Annotated in this window: 18 protein-coding genes; 14 read left to right on the forward strand and 4 right to left on the reverse strand. The window is 60.2% G+C overall.

Annotated elements, in window-relative coordinates; translation table 11 throughout:
- Positions 1 to 91: 91 nt before the first annotated feature.
- From K3819_RS09350 to K3819_RS09360, 3 genes are read right to left on the reverse strand one after another with little or no spacing between them, the layout of a single operon-like run.
- Positions 92 to 1078 (reverse strand): alpha-L-glutamate ligase-like protein, encoded by a 987-nt coding sequence (locus K3819_RS09350; RefSeq protein WP_039769976.1) that lies wholly within the window; start codon positions 1076 to 1078, stop codon positions 92 to 94.
- A complete protein-coding gene (locus K3819_RS09355) occupies positions 1078 to 2613 on the reverse strand; it encodes an inactive transglutaminase family protein (RefSeq protein ID WP_007951967.1) in 1536 nt (511 codons plus the stop codon). The genes K3819_RS09350 and K3819_RS09355 overlap by 1 nt, the downstream gene beginning before the upstream one ends.
- A gap of 5 nt (positions 2614 to 2618) precedes the next feature.
- On the reverse strand, positions 2619 to 3155 hold the full coding sequence (locus K3819_RS09360; RefSeq protein WP_011333239.1) for an ATP-dependent zinc protease: 537 nt from the start codon (positions 3153 to 3155) through the stop codon (positions 2619 to 2621).
- Positions 3156 to 3454: 299 nt separating this feature from the next.
- Between K3819_RS09360 and K3819_RS09365 the strand changes: the two genes are divergently transcribed.
- The 6 genes from K3819_RS09365 to prpD all read left to right on the forward strand — a co-directional run bounded on the left by K3819_RS09365 (position 3455) and on the right by prpD (position 11836).
- Complete coding sequence (locus K3819_RS09365; RefSeq protein ID WP_178076500.1) at positions 3455 to 4177, forward strand: GntR family transcriptional regulator; 723 nt, start codon at positions 3455 to 3457, stop codon at positions 4175 to 4177.
- Positions 4174 to 5064 (forward strand): methylisocitrate lyase, encoded by an 891-nt coding sequence (prpB, locus tag K3819_RS09370; RefSeq protein WP_221399098.1) that lies wholly within the window; start codon positions 4174 to 4176, stop codon positions 5062 to 5064. The genes K3819_RS09365 and prpB overlap by 4 nt, the downstream gene beginning before the upstream one ends.
- Before the next feature lie 43 nt (positions 5065 to 5107).
- On the forward strand, positions 5108 to 6235 hold the full coding sequence (prpC, locus tag K3819_RS09375; RefSeq protein WP_074687616.1) for a 2-methylcitrate synthase: 1128 nt from the start codon (positions 5108 to 5110) through the stop codon (positions 6233 to 6235).
- A gap of 61 nt (positions 6236 to 6296) precedes the next feature.
- Positions 6297 to 8891 carry a Fe/S-dependent 2-methylisocitrate dehydratase AcnD gene (gene acnD, locus K3819_RS09380; RefSeq protein WP_221399099.1) on the forward strand — a complete coding sequence of 865 codons (2595 nt, stop codon included), beginning with the start codon at positions 6297 to 6299 and terminating at the stop codon, positions 8889 to 8891.
- A gap of 54 nt (positions 8892 to 8945) precedes the next feature.
- Positions 8946 to 10136: a 2-methylaconitate cis-trans isomerase PrpF gene (gene prpF, locus K3819_RS09385; protein ID WP_221399101.1), complete on the forward strand. Its 1191-nt coding sequence runs from the start codon at positions 8946 to 8948 to the stop codon at positions 10134 to 10136.
- 215 nt (positions 10137 to 10351) lie between these two features.
- Complete coding sequence (gene prpD / locus K3819_RS09390) at positions 10352 to 11836, forward strand: 2-methylcitrate dehydratase (RefSeq protein WP_221399102.1); 1485 nt, start codon at positions 10352 to 10354, stop codon at positions 11834 to 11836.
- Positions 11837 to 11970: 134 nt separating this feature from the next.
- On the opposite strand, the gene K3819_RS09395 is transcribed toward prpD, so the two are convergent.
- The gene (locus tag K3819_RS09395) at positions 11971 to 12789 is read right to left on the reverse strand and encodes a pyruvate, water dikinase regulatory protein (protein WP_007951980.1); all 819 of its coding nucleotides are present in this window, start codon (positions 12787 to 12789) and stop codon (positions 11971 to 11973) included.
- Between the two features lie 174 nt (positions 12790 to 12963).
- Between K3819_RS09395 and ppsA the strand changes: the two genes are divergently transcribed.
- From ppsA to K3819_RS09435, 8 genes are all read left to right on the forward strand, one after another.
- Positions 12964 to 15339: a phosphoenolpyruvate synthase gene (ppsA, locus tag K3819_RS09400; RefSeq protein WP_085613278.1), complete on the forward strand. Its 2376-nt coding sequence runs from the start codon at positions 12964 to 12966 to the stop codon at positions 15337 to 15339.
- Positions 15340 to 15437: 98 nt separating this feature from the next.
- Positions 15438 to 16427 carry an alpha/beta fold hydrolase gene (locus tag K3819_RS09405; protein ID WP_064594675.1) on the forward strand — a complete coding sequence of 330 codons (990 nt, stop codon included), beginning with the start codon at positions 15438 to 15440 and terminating at the stop codon, positions 16425 to 16427.
- Positions 16428 to 16653: 226 nt separating this feature from the next.
- Positions 16654 to 17145: a ribonuclease E activity regulator RraA gene (gene rraA / locus K3819_RS09410; RefSeq protein WP_011333248.1), complete on the forward strand. Its 492-nt coding sequence runs from the start codon at positions 16654 to 16656 to the stop codon at positions 17143 to 17145.
- Positions 17146 to 17169: 24 nt separating this feature from the next.
- Complete coding sequence (locus tag K3819_RS09415) at positions 17170 to 18165, forward strand: zinc transporter ZntB (RefSeq protein WP_221399103.1); 996 nt, start codon at positions 17170 to 17172, stop codon at positions 18163 to 18165.
- Between the two features lie 63 nt (positions 18166 to 18228).
- On the forward strand, positions 18229 to 18477 hold the full coding sequence (locus K3819_RS09420) for a hypothetical protein (protein ID WP_007951986.1): 249 nt from the start codon (positions 18229 to 18231) through the stop codon (positions 18475 to 18477).
- A 2-nt stretch (positions 18478 to 18479) separates the two neighbouring features.
- Entirely contained in the window at positions 18480 to 19304 is an 825-nt protein-coding gene (locus K3819_RS09425; RefSeq protein WP_007951987.1) for a mechanosensitive ion channel family protein, read from the forward strand.
- A gap of 89 nt (positions 19305 to 19393) precedes the next feature.
- Entirely contained in the window at positions 19394 to 19984 is a 591-nt protein-coding gene (gene sigX / locus K3819_RS09430; RefSeq protein WP_011333251.1) for an RNA polymerase sigma factor SigX, read from the forward strand.
- Between the two features lie 107 nt (positions 19985 to 20091).
- Positions 20092 to 21126 (forward strand): OmpA family protein, encoded by a 1035-nt coding sequence (locus K3819_RS09435; RefSeq protein ID WP_011333252.1) that lies wholly within the window; start codon positions 20092 to 20094, stop codon positions 21124 to 21126.
- Positions 21127 to 21177: the final 51 nt, after the last annotated feature.

The raw sequence follows: 21177 nt of genomic DNA on the forward strand, positions 1-21177 counted from the left end.
CATCGAGGCGGGGTGGGGATTGTAGTCCCCTCCGGGAATTGCTCCTAGAGGGGATGTCGGGGATTGGCAGATTGGCGGCAGGTAGTGCGACTCATCCCTCGACCGCCGGAATATGCCCAAACAACTCCTGAGCAAACGCCACCCGCTCTTCAACCGATTCAGTCACACCACGCGCCTTGAGTTCTTCCAGATGCGCTTCCACCGCATGGGTGCGCAACGTCAGCCCGCAGTCGTTGGCAATCTGGATATTCAGCCCCGGCCGCGCATTCAGCTCCAGAATCAGCGGGCCTTTCTCCTGGTCCAGCACCATGTCCACGCCGATGTAACCCAGGCCACACAGCTCATAACAACCGGCCGCGAGCTTCATGAAACCGTCCCAGTAGGGCAGTTGCACGCCGTCCACCGCGTTGGTGGTGTCCGGGTGTTTGGTGATGATGTTGTTCAGCCAGGTGCCGCGCAAAGTCAGGCCGGTGGCCAGGTCGACACCGACGCCGATGGCGCCCTGGTGCAGGTTGGCCTTGCCGCCGGACTGGCGGGTCGGCAAACGCAGCATCGCCATCACCGGGTAACCCATCAGCACGATGATGCGGATGTCCGGCACGCCTTCGTAGCTGATGCTCTTGAAGATCTGGTCCGGGGTCACCCGATATTCGATCAGCGCCCGGTCGCGGTGCCCGCCCAGCGAATACAGGCCGGTGAGGATGCTGGAGATATGATGCTCCAGCTCTTCGTGGGCAAGGATCTTGCCCGACACCGTGCGATAGCGGCCCTCGAAACGGTCGGCGATGACGATGATGCCGTCACCGCCGGCGCCCTGGGCCGGCTTGATCACGAAGTCGTTGCGCCCGCCGATGATCTCGCCGAGCTTGTCGATTTCCTTCTCCGTGGAAATCACGCCATACAGTTCCGGCACATGAATGCCGGCCTCGATCGCGCGTTCCTTGGTGATGATCTTGTCATCGACGATCGGGTACAGGCTGCGCTTGTTGTACTTGAGCACGTAGTCCGCGTTACGCCGATTGATGCCCATGATGCCCCGGGCTTCCAGGGCCTTCCAGGTCTTCCAGAAACCGAACATCAGGCGTCAGCCTTCTTCAGGAAAGCCTTGAAACGCACCAGTTCAGTCAGGCGATAACCGCGATAGCGACCCATGGCCAGCATGAAGCCCACCAGAATCAGCAGGATCGCCGGGAAGGTGAACACGAAGTACACCAGCTCCGGAACGGTCATGATCAGGTGCGCCAGGGACGCCGCGAACAGCGTGCCGATCGCCACTTTCATGGCATGGCTGGCACCGCGTTCTTCCCAGGTGATCGACAGGCGTTCGATGGTCATGGTCAGAATCACCATCGGGAACAGCGCCACCGACAGACCGCGCTCCAGACCGAGTTTGTGACTGAACAGGCTGATCGCCGCGATCAGCACCACCACGAACGTCAGCACCACCGACAGGCGCGGCAGCATTTGCAGCTTCAGGTGTTCCAGATACGAGCGCAGCGATAACCCGAGCGCGGTGATCACAGTAAACAGCAGGATGCCGAAACCCAGTTGCGTCTCGCGGAAGGCCAAGGCGATCAGCACCGGCGTGAACGTGCCGAGGGTCTGCAGGCCGATCAGGTTGCGCAGGATCAGGATCACCAGCACGCCGATCGGGATCATCACCATGATCATGAAGGTTTGCTGGGTTTGCAGCGGCAGGCCGTACAGCGAGTATTCGAGGAAGTTGGCGTCGGTGTTTTCGTCGGTCAGCTTGGCCAGACGAATCGCGTTCATCTCGCTGTTGTTCAGGCTGAAGGTCACGTTGGCTTTCTTGCCGCCGTCGACGGTGATCAGGTTCTCATCACCGCTCCACCACAGCAGGCGGTCGGTCGGCAGGCCTTGCTCGCCGGTTTCCGGGTTGAAATACAGCCAGTCGGTGCCGTTGAAGCTGCGCAGCCACAGTTCCGGGGTTTGCGGTTGATCGGCGACGAGGCGGATGGTGTGGACTTTTTCCACCGGTACGTGGGCAATGGACAGCAGCAGCTCGACGATCTTGGCTTTGTGCGGCGTCGACGGATCGCCGGCCAGCAGCAGTTTCACGTTGTCGTCGTTGACGTTGTTGACGCGTTTGATCGCCTCGCCAATGAAGGTCTCGACGTCGGCCGAGTGCTGGCGGATCGGGGCGAGCAGGGCTTCGGCGGCGATCTTTTCCGGGCCTTCGATGGCCATGCTGTCGCGGAAGGTCGGGCCTTTGATCTTGGTTTTCTCGGCGGTGTAACGCTTGGTCAGCACAAGACGGTAATAAAGGGTCTGGTTACCCTTGGCCCGGCGTGCCGACCAGGTGACCTTGCGATTGCCGTCGACGCGGTTGACCGCCACCCCGTAGTTGTTGGAGATAAAGCTTTCATTGAGGCTGACGTAATCGCGGCTCAGGGGCGGCACGAACATCTGGATCTTCACCGGATCCTTGGTGCTGGCGACGAACTCGACCTTGGCGTCGATGTTCCACAGGTCGTCGGTGGCGTCTTCGGTCACCGGGATGCCGAGCACGAAAATCTGATAGGCCGTAACCGAAACGCCCAGCAACACCAGGATGGTGATCAGGACTTTCAGGTGGAAGGTTAGAGAACGCATGGAAATTACTCGGCGGTATGAGCGGCGATGGCGCAGGCGGGTTTGCCGGCAGCGTATTTAAGACTGGGATCGACCAGCGCATCGAAGCGTTTCAGCGCCTCGGAGCCGATCAAAAGCGGGTATTGGAACGCACTACGGTCGGTCAGGTTCACTTCGATGCTGCGCATTGCCGAACCCATGCAGATGTCCAGCTCGATCACCGGGCGGGCGGTGTACTTCTTGCCTTCTTCCGGGTCGTAGTCGCCGGCGCGGCGCTTGATCTTGCTGACCCGGGCCAGAGGCCGTTCGATCGGGTGCGAATGCGCGGCGTCGATGGCCAGGTAGAAACGTACCCAGGACTCGCCGTTGCGTTTGAAGCGTTTGATGTCGCGGGCACTCAGGGAGGCGGTTTTCGCCCCGGTGTCGAGTTTCGCCGCCACTTCCAGGTTGATCCCGTCGAGGGCAGCGTATTCGTTGAGGCCGTACACGGTCTTTTCCCCCGCCGCGGCGAGGCCGGGCAGGCAAAACAGTGCAAAGAATGTGGGGAAGGGCTTGAGTCTCATAAATCCTGGCGAGCAGCGTTCCGTTCTCGGTTCAGGGCCATGGCATCAGGAAATCCTGTCTGGTCATCGCCTTCGTGTGCCTATCAGCTTTTTATGACAAGCCGTGCAAATGACTCGCAAATGCGGGCGGCATTCTAGCACGGTGGTTTTATGGCGCCAGCGCCGGGGCCGGTCTATAACCCTTGGGGCTGACACGCAGGCTTATTAGACGATTGTCGACAATCTCTATTTATCCTTTGACTGATGCGGGCTGATTCGCTAGTTTTTGCCGCATTGGATTTGAAGGTGTCGACAATATGCTGGATCAACTCGATCCCCCGGTGATCAGCGGCGACGATTCCGAGACGCTCTCGGAAAACGTCTTCCGACGCATCCAGGCGGCCATCGTCAAAGGCGAGATCGCCCCGGGCAGCAAGATCTCCGAGCCGGAACTGGCGCGCACCTACGGCATCAGCCGCGGGCCGCTGCGCGAGGCGATCCATCGTCTGGAAGGCCAGCGCCTGCTGGTGCGCGTACCGCACGTCGGTGCCCGGGTGGTGTCGCTGAGCCACGCCGAATTGCTCGAACTCTACGAAATCCGCGAATCCCTCGAAGGCATGGCCTGCCGTCTGGCGGCCGAACGCATGAGCGTCGAAGAAATCGACGAACTGCGCCGGGTGCTGGAAACCCACGAACGCGATGCAGCGTTCCAGGCCGGCGTCGGCTACTACCAGCAGGAAGGCGATTTCGACTTTCACTACCGGATCATCCAGGGCAGCGGCAACCGCACCCTTACGCAAATGCTCTGCGGCGAGCTCTATCAACTGGTGCGCATGTACCGCATCCAGTTTTCCACCACGCCCAATCGCCCGCGCCAGGCCTTTGCCGAACACCACCGGATTCTCGATGCCATCGCCGACCGTGACGGCGAGCTCGCGGAATTGTTGATGCGCCGTCACATCGGCGCCTCGAAACGCAACATCGCCCGTCATTACCAGGACGGCGCCGACCACAAGACAGCCACTGAACGAGGTGAGTCATGAGTTCCAACAAGAGCACTCCAGGCCAGCGTTTCCGCGATGCGGTCGCCAGCGAACATCCGCTGCAAGTGGTCGGGGCGATCAATGCCAACCACGCGCTGCTGGCCAAGCGCGCCGGTTTCAAGGCGATCTACCTGTCGGGTGGCGGGGTGGCTGCCGGCTCCCTCGGCGTGCCGGACCTGGGCATCACCGGCCTGGATGACGTGCTGACCGACGTGCGCCGTATCACCGACGTCTGCGACCTGCCGCTGCTGGTGGACGTGGACACCGGTTTCGGCGCCTCGGCGTTCAACGTGGCCCGCACCGTCAAGTCGATGATCAAGTTCGGCGCAGCAGCGATTCACATCGAAGACCAGGTCGGCGCCAAGCGCTGCGGCCACCGTCCGAACAAAGAGATCGTGACCCAGCAGGAAATGGTCGACCGCATCAAGGCCGCCGTCGATGCCCGCACCGACGACAGCTTCGTGATCATGGCCCGCACCGACGCCCTGGCCGTTGAAGGTCTGGAATCGGCACTGGATCGCGCCGCTGCGTGCATCGAGGCCGGCGCCGACATGATCTTCCCGGAAGCCATCACTGAACTCGATATGTACAAACTGTTCGCCAGCCGTGTGAAGGCGCCGATCCTGGCCAACATCACCGAATTCGGCTCGACGCCGCTGTACACCACCGAACAACTGGCAGGCGCCGACGTGTCGCTGGTGCTGTACCCGCTGTCGGCGTTCCGCGCGATGAACAAGGCGGCGGAAAACGTCTACACCGCGATCCGCCGCGACGGTACTCAGCAGAATGTCATCGACACCATGCAGACTCGCATGGAGCTTTACGATCGCATCGATTACCACACCTTCGAGCAGAAGCTCGACGCGTTGTTTGCGGCGAAGAAGTAAGCCGCAACCGTACTCCCTAATAAATTCAAGATTGGAGACAACAATGGCCGAAGCAAAAGTACTCAGTGGCGCCGGGCTCCGGGGCCAGGTCGCCGGGCAAACCGCACTGTCCACCGTGGGCCAGGCCGGTGCCGGGCTGACCTATCGCGGCTACGACGTGCGCGAACTGGCAGCCGACGCACAATTTGAAGAAGTGGCGTACCTGCTGCTCTACGGAGAGCTGCCGACCAAGGCGCAACTCGCCGACTATCAAGGCAAACTCAGCAAGCTGCGCGACCTGCCGCAAGCGCTGAAAGAAGTGCTGGAACGCATCCCCGCCGACGCCCACCCGATGGACGTGATGCGCACCGGTTGCTCGTTCCTGGGCAATATCGAGCCGGAAAAAGACTTCTCCGAGCAACGCGACAAGACCGACCGTCTGCTGGCCGCCTTTCCGGCGATCATGTGCTACTGGTATCGCTTCAGCCACGACGGCAAACGCATCAATTGCGTGACGGACGAGCAGTCCATCGGCGGCCACTTCCTGCACCTGCTGCACGACAAGAAGCCGAGCGAACTGCACGTCAAGGTGATGAACGTCTCGCTGATCCTCTACGCCGAGCACGAATTCAACGCCTCGACCTTCACCGCTCGGGTGTGCGCTTCGACCCTGTCCGATCTGTATTCCTGCGTCACGGCGGCCATCGGTTCCTTGCGCGGCCCGCTGCACGGTGGCGCCAACGAAGCGGCGATGGAAATGATCGAGCGCTTCTCGTCGCCGGAAGAGGCGATCAAGGGCACCCTCGGCATGCTCGAGCGCAAGGACAAGATCATGGGCTTCGGCCACGCGATCTATAAGGACAGCGATCCGCGCAACGAGGTGATCAAGGGCTGGTCGAAAAAACTCGCCGACGAAGTGGGCGACAAGGTGTTGTTCGCGGTTTCCGAAGCCATCGACAAGACCATGTGGGAACAGAAAAAACTGTTCCCCAACGCCGACTTCTACCATGCCTCGGCGTACCACTTCATGGGCATCCCGACCAAGCTGTTCACCCCGATCTTCGTCTGCTCGCGCCTGACCGGCTGGGCGGCGCACGTATTCGAACAGCGTGCCAACAACCGCATCATCCGTCCAAGCGCCGAGTACACCGGCGTCGAACAGCGCAAGTTCGTGCCAATCGAACAGCGCTGACCGGGGAGGGCGCCGGCACAGGCGCCCCCTCTTTGAAACTACCGTGACCGAGTCCTGACCGATGAACACAGAATTTCGCAAGAACCTGCCCGGCACGCCGCTGGACTTTTTCGACGTCCGCGCGGCTGTCGATGCGATCCAGCCCGGCAGCTACGACACCCTGCCGTACACCTCTCGCGTGCTGGCGGAAAACCTCGTGCGTCGCTGCGACCCGGCCACGCTCACCGATTCCCTGAAACAACTGATCGAGCGCAAACGCGACCTCGACTTCCCGTGGTTCCCGGCCCGCGTGGTGTGCCACGACATTCTTGGCCAGACCGCACTGGTGGATCTGGCCGGCCTGCGCGACGCGATTGCCCAACAGGGCGGCGACCCGGCGCAGGTCAACCCGGTGGTGCCGACACAACTGATCGTCGACCACTCGCTGGCGGTGGAAGCGGGCGGCTTTGACAAGCAGGCCTTTGAGAAGAACCGCGCCATCGAAGACCGGCGAAACGAAGACCGCTTCCACTTCATCAACTGGACCAAGAAGGCCTTCAAGAACGTCGACGTGATCCCGCCGGGCAACGGCATCATGCACCAGATCAACCTGGAGAAAATGTCGCCGGTGATTCAGGTGCGCGACGGCGTGGCGTTCCCGGATACCTGCGTCGGCACCGACAGCCATACCCCGCACGTCGATGCGCTGGGCGTGATTGCCATCGGCGTCGGTGGTCTCGAAGCTGAAAGCGTGATGCTCGGCCGCGCATCGTGGATGCGCCTGCCGGAAAGCGTCGGCGTCGAGCTGACCGGCAATCTGCAACCGGGCATCACCGCCACCGACATGGTGCTGGCGCTGACCGAATACCTGCGCAAACAGAAAGTGGTCGGCGCGTGGCTGGAGTTCTTCGGCGAAGGTGCTTCGGCACTGACCCTCGGCGACCGCGCGACCATTTCCAACATGGCCCCGGAATACGGCGCCACGGCGGCGATGTTCTACATCGACCAGCAGACCATCGACTACCTGAAACTCACTGGTCGCGAAGACCAGCAAGTGCAGCTCGTCGAGCAATACGCCAGGCAGATCGGTCTGTGGGCCGACAGCCTGAAAGGTGCGCAATACGAGCGTGGCCTGACCTTCGATCTGTCTTCGGTGGTGCGCAACATGGCCGGCCCGAGCAACCCGCACGCTCGCGTGGCGGTGTCGGATCTGGCCGCCAAAGGCATCGCCGGCCAGTGGGAGGACGTGCCGGGGCAAATGCCTGACGGCGCGGTGATCATCGCCGCCATCACCAGTTGCACCAACACCAGCAACCCACGCAACGTGATCGCCGCCGGCCTGCTGGCGCGCAACGCCAACAAGCTTGGGCTGACCCGCAAGCCGTGGGTCAAGTCGTCGCTGGCACCGGGTTCGAAAACCGTGGCGCTGTACCTCGATGAAGCAGGGCTGACCACGGAGCTGGAGCAGCTCGGTTTCGGCGTCGTCGCCTTCGCCTGCACCACCTGCAACGGCATGTCCGGCGCGCTGGATCCGGTGATCCAGCAGGAAATCATCGACCGCGACCTGTACGCTACCGCTGTGCTGTCCGGTAACCGTAACTTCGACGGGCGGATTCACCCGTACGCCAAGCAGGCTTTCCTCGCTTCGCCGCCGCTGGTGGTGGCCTACGCGATTGCCGGCACCATCCGCTTCGATATCGAGAAAGATGTGCTGGGCGTGGTCGACGGCAAGGAAATCCGTCTGAAAGACATCTGGCCGAGCGACGAAGAAATCGACGCGGTGGTGAAATCCTCGGTCAAGCCCGAGCAGTTCCGTCAGGTCTACATCCCGATGTTCGCCATCCATGAAGACACCGGCCCCAAAGTTGCGCCGCTGTACGACTGGCGCGAAATGAGCACCTACATCCGCCGTCCGCCTTACTGGGAAGGCGCGCTGGCCGGGGCGCGCCCGCTCAAGGGCATGCGCCCGCTGGCGGTGCTGCCGGACAACATCACCACCGATCACCTGTCGCCGTCGAACGCGATCATGCTCGACAGCGCCGCCGGCGAATACCTGGCGAAAATGGGCCTGCCGGAAGAGGACTTCAACTCTTACGCGACCCACCGTGGCGACCACCTGACCGCACAGCGCGCGACGTTTGCCAACCCGAAACTGTTCAACGAAATGGTCGTGGAAAACGGCAAGGTCAAGCAGGGTTCGCTGGCCCGTGTCGAGCCGGAAGGCCAAGTGATGCGCATGTGGGAAGCCATCGAAACCTACATGGAACGCAAGCAGCCGCTGATCATCATCGCCGGCGCCGACTACGGCCAGGGTTCGTCCCGCGACTGGGCGGCCAAAGGCGTGCGTCTGGCGGGTGTGGAAGCGATTGCCGCCGAAGGTTTCGAGCGCATTCACCGCACCAACCTGGTGGGCATGGGCGTGTTGCCGCTGGAGTTCAAACCGGGCACCGACCGCAAGACCCTGGGTATCGATGGCAGCGAAACCTACGACGTGATCGGCGAGCGCACGCCGCGTGCCGACCTGACGCTGGTGATCCATCGCAAGAACGGCGAACGCGTTGATGTGCCGGTGACCTGCCGTCTGGATACCGCTGAAGAAGTGTCGATCTACGAGGCCGGCGGCGTGTTGCAGCGCTTTGCCCAGGACTTCCTCGAAGAGTCGGCGGTTGCCGTTTAAATCAACTGATGTGGGCATGGGACTTCAAGTCCCATGTCTTCGTTAAGGAGCACCATGGCTCACGCACCGCAAATAAAAATCCCCGCCACCTACATGCGTGGTGGCACCAGCAAAGGCGTGTTTTTCAGCCTCAAGGATCTGCCCGAAGCCGCGCAGATTCCCGGCCCGGCCCGCGATGCGCTGCTGCTGCGGGTCATCGGCAGCCCCGACCCGTACGACAAGCAGATCGACGGCATGGGCGGCGCAACGTCCAGCACCAGCAAAACCGTCATCCTGTCGAAAAGCATCAAGGCCGATCACGACGTCGATTACCTGTTCGGTCAGGTGTCGATCGACAAGCCGTTCGTGGACTGGAGCGGCAACTGCGGCAACCTGTCGGCGGCGGTCGGTTCGTTCGCCATCAGCAACGGCCTGGTGGACGCCAGCCGCATTCCTCACAACGGCGTGGCGGTGGTTCGCGTGTGGCAGGCCAACATCGGCAAGACCATCATTGCCCACGTGCCGATCACCAATGGCGAAGTCCAGGAAACCGGTGATTTCGAGCTCGACGGCGTAACCTTCCCGGCCGCCGAAGTCCAGGTCGAATTCATGGACCCGGCGGCGGAAGAAGAGGGCGGCGGTGGCTCGATGTTCCCCACCGGCAACCTGATCGACGAGCTGGAAGTGCCGGGTGTCGGCACGTTCAAGGCGACCATGATCAACGCGGGTATCCCGACGATCTTCGTCAACGCCGAAGACATCGGCTACACCGGCACCGAACTGCAAAGCGCGATCAACAGCGATCCGAAGGCTTTGCAGATGTTTGAGACGATTCGCGCCTACGGTGCTTTGCGCATGGGGCTGATTTCCAGTTTGGATGAAGCGGCCAAGCGTCAGCACACGCCGAAAGTGGCGTTTGTCGCCAAACCTGCGGATTACGTCGCGTCCAGCGGCAAGGCCATTGGCGCCGGGGATGTGGATCTGCTGGTGCGGGCGTTGTCGATGGGCAAGCTGCACCACGCAATGATGGGGACGGCGGCGGTGGCGATTGGCACTGCAGCAGCTATCTCCGGCACCTTGGTGAATCTGGCGGCGGGTGGTGTTGAGCGCAATGCTGTGCGGTTCGGGCATCCGTCCGGGACGTTGCGTGTTGGCGCAGAAGCTAGCCTGGAAAACGGTGAGTGGGTGGTGAAGAAGGCGATCATGAGCCGTAGTGCGCGCGTCCTGATGGAAGGTTACGTCCGCGTCCCTGGCGACTCTTTCTGACCCAGCGCAGCAGCAAATGTGGGAGCGGGCTTGCTCGCGAAGGCGGTGTATCAGGCAACATCAACGCTGGATATGCCGGCCCATTCGCGGGCAAGTCGAATCGTCGCACCGCCGCTCCCACAGGTTCTGTATTTCAACAATAAGAATGGTTTAAAACCAAGACTCAGCCTGAACCGAGGTCCCATCAACGAACCACTTTCAAGAGTGAATCGAACATGAGCGCCAACGTCGACCTGAACAACCGCCCCGACTACGACCGTGTCCTGCAGGACATCGCCGATTACGTCCTCACCTACAAAATCGAATCCACCGAAGCCCTCGACACCGCCCGTAACTGCCTGATGGACACCTTGGGCTGCGGCCTGCTGGCCCTGCGTTTCCCCGAATGCACCAAGCACCTTGGCCCAATCGTCGAAGGCACCGTCGTCCCATTCGGCGCCCGAGTCCCTGGCACCTCTTATCGCCTCGACCCGGTAAAAGCGGCGTGGGACATCGGCTGCATCGTGCGCTGGCTCGATTACAACGACACCTGGCTCGCCGCTGAATGGGGCCATCCGTCGGACAACCTCGGCGGGATTCTCGCGGTGGCCGATCACTTGTCGCAAAAGCGTCTGGCCAATGGTGAAGCGCCGCTCACCGTGCGCGATGTGCTCGAAGCCATGATCATGGCCCACGAAATCCAGGGCGTGATCGCCCTGGAAAACTCCTTCAATCGTGTAGGCCTCGACCACGTCATTCTGGTGAAAGTCGCCTCGACCGCTGTGACCGCCAAACTGATGGGCGCCAACCGCGAGCAGCTGTTATCGGCGCTGTCCCACGCGTTTGCCGACGGTCAGGCGTTGCGCACTTACCGCCATGCGCCGAACGCCGGTTCGCGAAAATCCTGGGCGGCGGGGGATGCGTCGAGCCGAGGCGTGCGGCTGGCGGATATCGCGATGCGCGGCGAAATGGGCATTCCCGGCGTCTTGAGTGCCAAGCAGTGGGGCTTTTACGACGTTCTGTTCAGCCACACCAACAACGATCTGGCGCTCAAGCCTGAAGACAAACGCGCCTTCAGCTTCTCCCGGCCGTTCGGCAGTTACGTGATGGAAAACGTGCTGTTCAAGATCAGCTTCCCCGCCGAATTCCACGCGCAGACCGCCTGCGAAGCCGCTGTGACCCTGCATCCGCAGGTGCGCAATCGTCTGCATGAGATCGACCGGATTGTCATCACCACGCATGAGTCGGCGATTCGCATCATTTCCAAGGTCGGGCCGCTGGCCAACGCCGCTGATCGCGATCACTGCCTCCAGTACATGACCGCCGTGCCGCTGGCGTTCGGCAATCTGGTGGCTGAGCAGTACGAGGATGATTTCCACAAAGCCCATCCGGTCATCGATGTGCTGCGCGAAAAAATGGTCATCGTCGAAGATCCGCTTTTCACCCGCCAATACCTGGAGGCCGACAAGCGCTCGATCGCCAATGCGGTGCAGGTGTTTTTCAAGGACGGTTCGAGCACGGAAAACGTGGTGGTGGAGTACCCGATCGGCCATCGCCGGCGTCGCGCTGAGGGCATTCCGTTGCTGGAGGACAAATTCCGGACAAATCTGGCGACCCGCTTCACCGGACAGCGCAGCGGGGAGATTCTTGCGCTGTGCAAGGATCAGGCGCGGCTTGAAGCCACGCCGGTGAACCGGTTTGTCGATTTGTTTGTGATCTGAGGGACCGCGTTATCGTTCTTCGCGGGCAAGCCACGCTCCCACAGGGTTTTGTATCGGATGCAATTATTGCAAACGCCACGACACCTGTAGGAGCCGGGCTTGCCCGCGAAGGCGTCAGATCAGACACCGCAGAGCTATTTGAAGCGCCGCTCCACGCCTTTTTCCACGAGAATCTTCGCGGAAATTTCTTCCACCGAAAAATGCGTGGAGTTGATGTTCGGGATGTTCTCGCGGCGGAACAGGTTTTCCACCTCGCGCACTTCGAACTCGCACTGGGCGTAGCTCGAATAACGGCTGTTGGGCTTGCGTTCGTTGCGGATCGCGGTGAGGCGGTCCGGGTCGATGGTCAGGCCGAACAGCTTGTGCTGGTGGGCGCGCAGGGCGGCCGGCAGTTGCAGGCGTTCCATGTCGTCCTCGGTCAGCGGATAGTTGGCCGCACGGATGCCGAACTGCATCGCCATGTACAGACACGTCGGCGTCTTACCACAACGCGACACGCCCACTAGTATCAGGTCGGCCTTGTCGTAATAGTGGGTGCGGGCGCCGTCGTCGTTGTCCAGAGCGAAGTTCACCGCTTCGATGCGCTCCATGTAATTGGAGTTGTGACCGATGGAGTGGGACTTGCCGACGGTGTAGGAAGAATGCTCGGTCAGTTCCTGTTCGAGCGGGGCGAGGAACGTCGAGAAGATGTCGATCATGAAACCATTGGAGGTTGCGAGAATCTCACGGATGTCCTGATTGACGATGGTGTCGAAGATGATCGGCCGGAAACCGTCGGTTTCAGCGGCTTTGTTGATTTGTTGTACCATGGCCCGCGCTTTTTCAACGCTGTCGATGTAGGGGCGCGTGAATTTGCTGAAGGTAATGTTTTCGAACTGCGCCAGAAGGCTTTGACCCAGGGTTTCGGCGGTGATGCCGGTGCCATCGGAGATAAAGAAAGCAGATCGTTTCATTTGCACCTTGGGCCTTAAGCTAATGAGCATTTCTGGATATGATAGGCACGATTTGTCGGCCGCCATTGGCCCGCATTCTCACTTATTTTCCAGGTCCAGGCCATACAGCCGGCCAACGCTCCCCCGAGCCGCCGGTTTCTGAGCTTTTCCAACACAGTTAGTGGAGAGATCACCTTGGTAGAGTACGTAGTTTCCCTCGATAAGCTCGGCAAACACGATGTTGAGCATGTGGGGGGCAAGAACGCATCCCTGGGCGAGATGATCAGTAACCTGGCCGGTGCCGGTGTTTCGGTCCCCGGCGGCTTCGCCACCACGGCGCAAGCCTATCGCGACTTCCTGGAACTGAGCGGTCTGAACGATCAGATCCACAAGGCCCTCGATGCGCTGGACGTCGATGACGTCAATGCCCTGGCCAAGACCGGCGCCCAGATCCGCCAATGGATCATGGAAGCCGAATTCCCTGAAAAACTGAACACCGAGATCCGCACCGCGTTCGCCGCACTGTCGGCCGGTAATCCTGACGTGGCCGTGGCCGTGCGTTCCTCCGCCACCGCCGAAGACCTGCCGGACGCTTCGTTCGCTGGTCAGCAGGAAACCTTCCTGAACATCCGTGGCGTGGAAAACGTCATTCGCGCGGCCAAGGAAGTGTTCGCTTCCCTGTTCAACGACCGTGCCATTTCCTACCGCGTACACCAGGGCTTCGACCACAAGCTGGTCGCCCTGTCGGCTGGCGTGCAGCGCATGGTGCGTTCGGAAACCGGCACCGCCGGCGTGATGTTCACCCTCGATACCGAATCCGGCTTCCGTGACGTGGTGTTCATCACCGGCGCCTACGGTTTGGGCGAAACCGTTGTACAAGGCGCGGTGAACCCGGACGAATTCTATGTCCACAAGGGCACCCTGGAAGCCGGTCGCCCGGCGATCCTGCGGCGCAACCTGGGCAGCAAGGCCATCAAGATGATCTACGGCGACGAGGCCAAGGCCGGTCGTTCCGTGAAAACCGTTGATGTCGACAAGGCCGACCGCGCGCGTTTCTGCCTGACCGACGCTGAAGTCAGCGAGCTGGCCAAGCAGGCGATGATCATCGAGAAGCACTATGGCTGCCCGATGGACATCGAGTGGGCCAAGGACGGTGACGACGGCAAGCTGTACATCGTGCAGGCCCGTCCCGAAACCGTGAAGAGCCGCACCCAGGCCAACGTCATGGAACGTTACCTGCTGAAGGAAACCGGCACCGTGCTGGTGGAAGGTCGTGCCATCGGCCAGCGCATCGGCGCCGGCAAGGTGCGGATCATCAAGGACGTGTCCGAGATGGACAAGGTCCAGCCCGGCGACGTGCTGGTCTCCGACATGACCGACCCGGACTGGGAACCGGTCATGAAGCGCGCCAGCGCCATCGTCACCAACCGTGGCGGCCGTACCTGCCACGCGGCGATCATCGCCCGTGAGCTGGGTATCCCTGCGGTCGTCGGTTGCGGCAACGCCACCCAACTGCTGAAGGACGGCCAGGGCGTGACCGTGTCCTGCGCCGAAGGCGACACCGGTTACATCTTCGAAGGCGAACTGGGTTTCGACATCAAGAAGAACTCCGTCGACGCCATGCCGGAGCTGCCGTTCAAGATCATGATGAACGTCGGCAACCCGGACCGCGCCTTCGACTTCGCGCAGCTGCCGAACGCTGGTGTGGGTCTGGCCCGTCTGGAATTCATCATCAACCGCATGATCGGCGTGCACCCGAAAGCGCTGTTGAACTACGACGGCCTGCCGCAGGACATCAAGGAAAGCGTCGACAAGCGCATCGCCGGTTACGACGATCCGGTCGGCTTCTATGTCGAGAAACTGGTTGAAGGCATCAGCACCCTGGCCGCTGCGTTCGCTCCGAAGAAAGTCATCGTGCGTCTGTCGGACTTCAAGTCCAACGAGTACGCCAACCTGATCGGCGGCAAACTCTACGAGCCGGAAGAAGAAAACCCGATGCTGGGTTTCCGTGGCGCTTCGCGTTACATCAGCGAATCGTTCCGTGACTGCTTCGAACTCGAGTGCCGTGCGCTGAAACGCGTGCGCAACGAGATGGGCCTGACCAACGTCGAAATCATGGTGCCGTTCGTCCGTACCCTCGGCGAAGCCAGCCAGGTGGTTGATCTGCTTGCCGAAAACGGCCTGGCCCGTGGCGACAACGGCCTGCGCGTGATCATGATGTGCGAACTGCCATCCAACGCGATCCTGGCTGAAGAATTCCTCGAATTCTTCGACGGTTTCTCGATCGGCTCCAACGACCTGACCCAGCTGACGCTGGGCCTGGACCGTGACTCCGGGATCATTGCGCACCTGTTCGACGAGCGTAATCCGGCGGTCAAGAAGCTGTTGGCCAACGCGATTGCCGCGTGCAACAAGGCCGGCAAATACATCGGCATCTGCGGTCAGGGTCCTTCGGACCACCCGGACCTGGCCAAGTGGCTGATGGAGCAGGGCATCGAAAGCGTGTCGCTGAACCCGGACACCGTGCTGGAAACCTGGTTCTTCCTTGCCGAAGGCCAGGCGGCGGAATAAGCCGTAAATGAAGCCTCGGCCCGATGAACCGGGTCGGGGCTTTAAGATTGAATCAGGGCGAGCTCTCCGGATGCCGCCCTTTTTTGTGCAAGAGCATTATGCAAAGCAGCAGCAACCTATTTCCTGTCGCCCTGATCAGCGCCGAGCGACGCGGTGATCTGAGCGAAGACGTTTATCGTTTGAAACCGGGCAACAGCCCTGACTGGTCCGTGGAAATCGCGGTGACCCGCCTCGGCATGGCCGATGAGCCGGCGTCGCGCGGCGTGCCAGTGATCTTGCTGCACGGCAGTTTTTCCAATCGGCGCTTCTGGTTCTCGCCGAAGGGCCTGGGCCTGGGCGCGTATCTGACGCGTCTGGGCTTCGATGTGTGGATCCCGGAAATGCGCGGTCACGGTCTGTCCCAGCGCAACGAGGACTACCGCCGCAACCGCGTCGCCGACTATGCCCGTTACGATCTGCCGGCGATTGCCGCGTTCGTCCGTGAGCAGAGCGGGCAGATTCCGCACTGGATCGGCCACTCGCTGGGTGGCATCACGTTGGCGGCCGCGCTGGGCGGCGAATACCTCGGTGAGCCGGCGGTGGCGTCGGCGGCGTTTTTCGGCACGCAGGTCAGCCGCACGTACTGGCCGCTGAAGATTCCGCCGGTGGAGTGGAGCGGGCGCTTCATTCTCAAGCGTTTTGCCCAGTTGTCCGGCTCGCGACTCAAGCGCGGCCCCGAGGACGAGCCGATCGGCCTGGCGCTGGAAAGCATGCGCTGGTACGGACTGTTCGGGCGTTTCGGCGACAAGGACAAGGATTGGTGGGCAGGTCTTGCCGACGTGCAGGTCCCAGTGCTGGCGGTAAGCGCGGCGGGGGATCATCAGGATCCTGCCTGGGCCTGCCGGAAACTGTTCGAACAGATTGGCTCCGAGCACAAGCAGTTCATCAACCTGGGCCGTGAGCAGGGTTTCAACGATCAGTTCGGGCATGTCGAGATGCTGGTCAGCAAAGCGGCACAGGCCGAGGTCTGGCCGCTGGTGGCGCGTTGGTTGGCGGATCAGCACGCGCCATTGCTTGGCGAGAAGCCGGATCTGGCGGCAGCGGTCTGAACGCGGCGCCCTGAAAAGGGCATTTCGTTCGCGTCGGCTTGCGGCTAAGATATGACGCATTGGACGGTTCTGGTCATATTTAGTGACTGTTTCGCTATTACGTTTCAGCCTGTGTTCAGGTTCGTTCAGCGACCATGACATGGGCTAAGGTAAACAGCGACCGTTGGGACTCGTTTCAAAAGAGTGCGACATTCTTGCTCGTCTTCCTTGTTACAGGAGTTATTCGATGAACCATTACCTTACGCCTGACCTGTGCGACGCCTATCCGGAGCTGGTTCAGGTGCTGGAACCGATGTTCAGCAATTTCGGCGGCCGTGATTCGTTCGGCGGCGAAATCGTGACCATCAAATGCTTCGAAGACAACTCGCTGGTCAAGGAGCAAGCCGAGCTCAAGGGCAACGGCAAGGTGCTGGTGGTCGATGGTGGTGGTTCCCTGCGCTGCGCGCTATTGGGCGACATGATCGCCGAGAAAGCCGCGAAAAACGGTTGGGAAGGGCTGGTGATCTACGGCTGCATCCGTGATGTGGACGTCATCGCCCAGACCGATCTCGGCGTTCAGGCCTTGGCCAGCCATCCGAAAAAGACTGAAAAACGCGGTCTCGGCGACCTCAACGTCCCGGTGACGTTTGCGGGTGTCACTTTCCATCCTGGCCAGTACATCTATGCGGACAACAATGGCGTGATCATCTCGCCAAGTCCGCTGAAAATGCCTGAATAAATCGCGGTAACCACAGGGGTGAGGATGTTCGAGGAAGAAAACGCGCAATGGGGGCTGGTGCATGCCCTGGTGCTGGACGGTAAAGGCGGTGCGCGTTCGATAGCCCGGACTGATCTCGACGATCTGCGGCTGCAGGCTCATGAAAGCCTGTGGCTGCACTGGGATCGCAGTCACCCGCAGACCCAGACCTGGCTGCGCAAATCCAGTGGGCTCAACGAGTTCACCTGCGATTTGCTGCTGGAAGAAAACACTCGCCCACGCCTGTTGCCGCTGCCGGACTCCGAGCTGCTGCTGTTTTTGCGCGGGGTCAATCTCAACCCCGGTGCCGAGCCGGAAGACATGGTGTCGGTGCGGATTTTCGCTTCGGCCCAGCGGGTGATTTCCCTGCGCTTGCGCCCATTGCGCGCCACCGACGAGTTGCTGGTGATGCTTGGCGAGGGTAAAGGACCGAAAACCTCGTCAGAACTAATGCTTTATCTGGCGCAATTCCTCACCAACAAGGTGCAGGATCTGGTGACTTGCCTCTCCGAAGTGGTCGATGAAGAGGAAGAAAAACTGGATGCCGACGAACGGTATACCCCCGAGCATGGCGCCATTTTGCACATCCGTCGCAGGGCTGCCGGACTGAAGCGTTTTCTGGCACCGCAGCGGGATATTTTCGGACAGCTGACGCGGATAAAACTGCCGTGGTTCGTCGATGACGATGCCGACTACTGGAACGAATTGAACAACAGCCTGACCCGTTATCTCGAAGAGCTCGAATTGACCCGAGAGCGCGTGGGGCTTGTGCTGGAGGCCGAAGACCGGCGTTTGAGCGTGCACATGAATCGCACGATGTATCGTTTCGGCATCATCACCTGCATCTTCTTGCCGATGAGTTTTATTACCGGTCTGCTGGGCATCAATGTCGGTGGCATTCCGTTCGCGAGCAGCCCTTATGGTTTCCTGATCGCCTGTCTGACGGTGCTCGCCCTGGCGTTCGGACAATGGTGGTTGTTCCGCCGTTTGCGCTGGGTATGAAGATGCGCCATGTGACCCGACCAAATTTGCCCGCGTCTTTCACAGACATCACGAGAGGTGCGTATGCACGATCCGTTTGAACAGTCTTTGCGCGACATGCTCAACGCCTCGCCGTCCAGCCGCGACGACGATGCCTGCCTGGGCCGCGTACTCAAAACCGCCAACCGCCAGGTTGGCGCCGGCGATCTGTTCAGCCTGCTGGGCCGCTGGCTGCCCGCGCTGATGATCGCCCTGAATAACGGCTCGGCCCATGTCGCGCCGGTCTCCCGTCTCCGTAAACCTACCGCTCGCACTGCTGATAAGGCTGATTGAATATGGAACTTGATCTCTGGACTCAGAGCCTCGTCACTGCAATGACTGCGTTGTGGACCAAAGTCGCTAACTTCATTCCTAACCTGTTCGGCGCACTGGTTGTGCTGCTCTTGGGTTTCGTCGTGGCCAAGCTGCTGGACACCTTGCTGTCCAAACTGCTGGCCAAACTGGGCCTCGATCGCCTGATGGGCGGCACCGGTCTGACCAAATTGATGTCCCGCGCGGGGCTGCAAGTGCCGATCTCCACGTTGATCGGCAAAATCGTTTACTGGTTCGTTCTGCTGATTTTTCTGGTTTCGGCAGCAGAATCCCTTGGACTTGAGCGAGTTTCAGCTACGCTTGACATGCTGGCGCTGTATTTGCCGAAAGTATTCGGTGCCGCGCTGGTGTTGCTGGTGGGTGTCCTGCTTGCGCAATTGGCCAATGGCCTGGTTCGCGGGGCGGCAGAAGGCGTAGGCCTGGACTACGCTTCAGGACTTGGGCGAATTGCCCAGGGCCTGGTGATCATCATCAGCATTTCGGTCGCAATCAGTCAGTTGGAGGTCAAGACCGACCTGCTGAACCATGTGATCGTCATCGTATTGATTACCGTTGGTCTGGCGGTTGCGCTGGCCATGGGTTTGGGAAGCCGGGAAATTGCCGGTCAGATTCTTGCGGGAATCTATGTGCGTGAGTTGTATCAGGTTGGGCAACAAGTGCGTATTGGCGAGGTCGAAGGCCAGATCGAAGAGATCGGCACGGTTAAGACCACATTGCTGACCGATGAGGGTGAGCTAGTCTCTCTCTCCAATCGGATCCTGCTGGAACAGCATGTGAGTAGCCGCTAACCCGGCAAACCCTGCTAATGTATGCCGCCGCAAAATGCCAGCTGTCGCTGGCTGCGGTGGACATTGACCTGACTGTCGGCACGACTGTTTTGAATAAAGCCCAAACGCTATCCACGCGCTACGATCCCCGCGAGCTCTCTGATGAGGAGTTGGTCGCGCGCTCGCATACCGAGCTTTTTCACGTGACGCGCGCCTACGAAGAACTGATGCGGCGTTACCAGCGGACATTATTTAACGTGTGCGCACGATATCTTGGGAACGATCGCGATGCAGACGATGTCTGTCAGGAAGTGATGTTGAAGGTGCTGTATGGCCTGAAGAACTTCGAGGGGAAATCGAAGTTCAAGACATGGCTATACAGCATCACCTACAACGAATGCATCACACAGTATCGGAAGGAACGGCGAAAGCGTCGCTTGATGGACGCTTTGAGTCTTGACCCCCTCGAGGAAGCGTCCGAAGAAAAGGCGCCGAAACCCGAGGAGAAGGGCGGACTGGATCGCTGGCTGGTGTATGTGAACCCGATCGACAGGGAAATTCTGGTGCTACGATTTGTCGCAGAGCTGGAGTTTCAGGAGATCGCAGACATCATGCACATGGGTTTGAGTGCGACAAAAATGCGTTACAAACGCGCTCTTGATAAATTGCGTGAGAAATTTGCAGGCATTGCTGAAACTTAGTTCGGCGCAAATATCTCTTACGTGTAGGCAAGTTCTGATAGACTTGCCGCCGAGTTGTCCCCCGGTTTGCGGGACTGCTTCACAATCACCAGATGGGGATTTAACGGATGAAACTGAAAAACACCTTGGGCTTGGCCATTGGTTCTTTGATTGCCGCCACTTCTTTCGGCGCTCTGGCACAAGGCCAAGGCGCAGTTGAAATCGAAGGCTTCGCAAAGAAAGAACAATTCGACAGCGCTCGTAACTTCAAGAACAACGGCAACCTGTTCGGCGGTTCGATCGGTTACTTCCTGACCGACGACGTTGAACTGCGTCTGGGCTACGACGAAGTGCACAACGTGCGTGCCGACGATGGCAAGAACGTCAAGGGCGCCAACACCGCTCTGGACGCTCTGTACCACTTCAACAACCCAGGCGACATGCTGCGTCCATACGTTTCGGCCGGTTTCTCTGACCAGAGCATCGACCAGAACGGTTCGAACGGTCGTAACCGTTCCACCTTCGCCAACCTGGGCGCTGGTGCCAAGCTGTACTTCACCGACAACTTCTACGCCCGTGCTGGCGTTGAAGCTCAGTACAACATCGACCAGGGCGACACCGAGTGGGCTCCTAGCGTCGGTATCGGTGTGAACTTCGGTGGCGGCTCCAAGCCAGCTGCTGCTCCAGTTCCAGCACCAGCTGAAGTCTGCTCCGACAGCGACAACGACGGCGTGTGCGACAACGTTGACAAGTGCCCGGACACCCCAGCCAACGTAACTGTTGACGCTGATGGCTGCCCGGCAGTTGCTGAAGTTGTTCGTGTTGAGCTGGACGTGAAGTTCGACTTCGACAAGTCGGTTGTTAAGCCAAACAGCTACGGCGACATCAAAAACCTGGCTGACTTCATGAAGCAGTACCCATCCACCACCACTACTGTTGAAGGTCACACTGACTCCGTCGGTCCTGACGCTTACAACCAGAAACTGTCCGAGCGTCGTGCAAACGCCGTTAAGCAAGTTCTGACCAACCAGTACGGTGTTGAATCGTCCCGCGTTCAGTCGATCGGCTACGGCGAATCCCGCCCAGTTGCTGACAACAAAACTGAAGCTGGCCGCGCTGTTAACCGTCGCGTAGAAGCGCAGGTTGAAGCTCAAGCTAAGTAATTAGCTGCCGCTACGAGAAAAGCCCGGCTCAGGCCGGGCTTTTCTTTGCCT

The organism is Pseudomonas sp. 3-2, assembly GCF_019710535.1.
GTDB classification, from domain to species: domain Bacteria; phylum Pseudomonadota; class Gammaproteobacteria; order Pseudomonadales; family Pseudomonadaceae; genus Aquipseudomonas; species Aquipseudomonas pharyngis.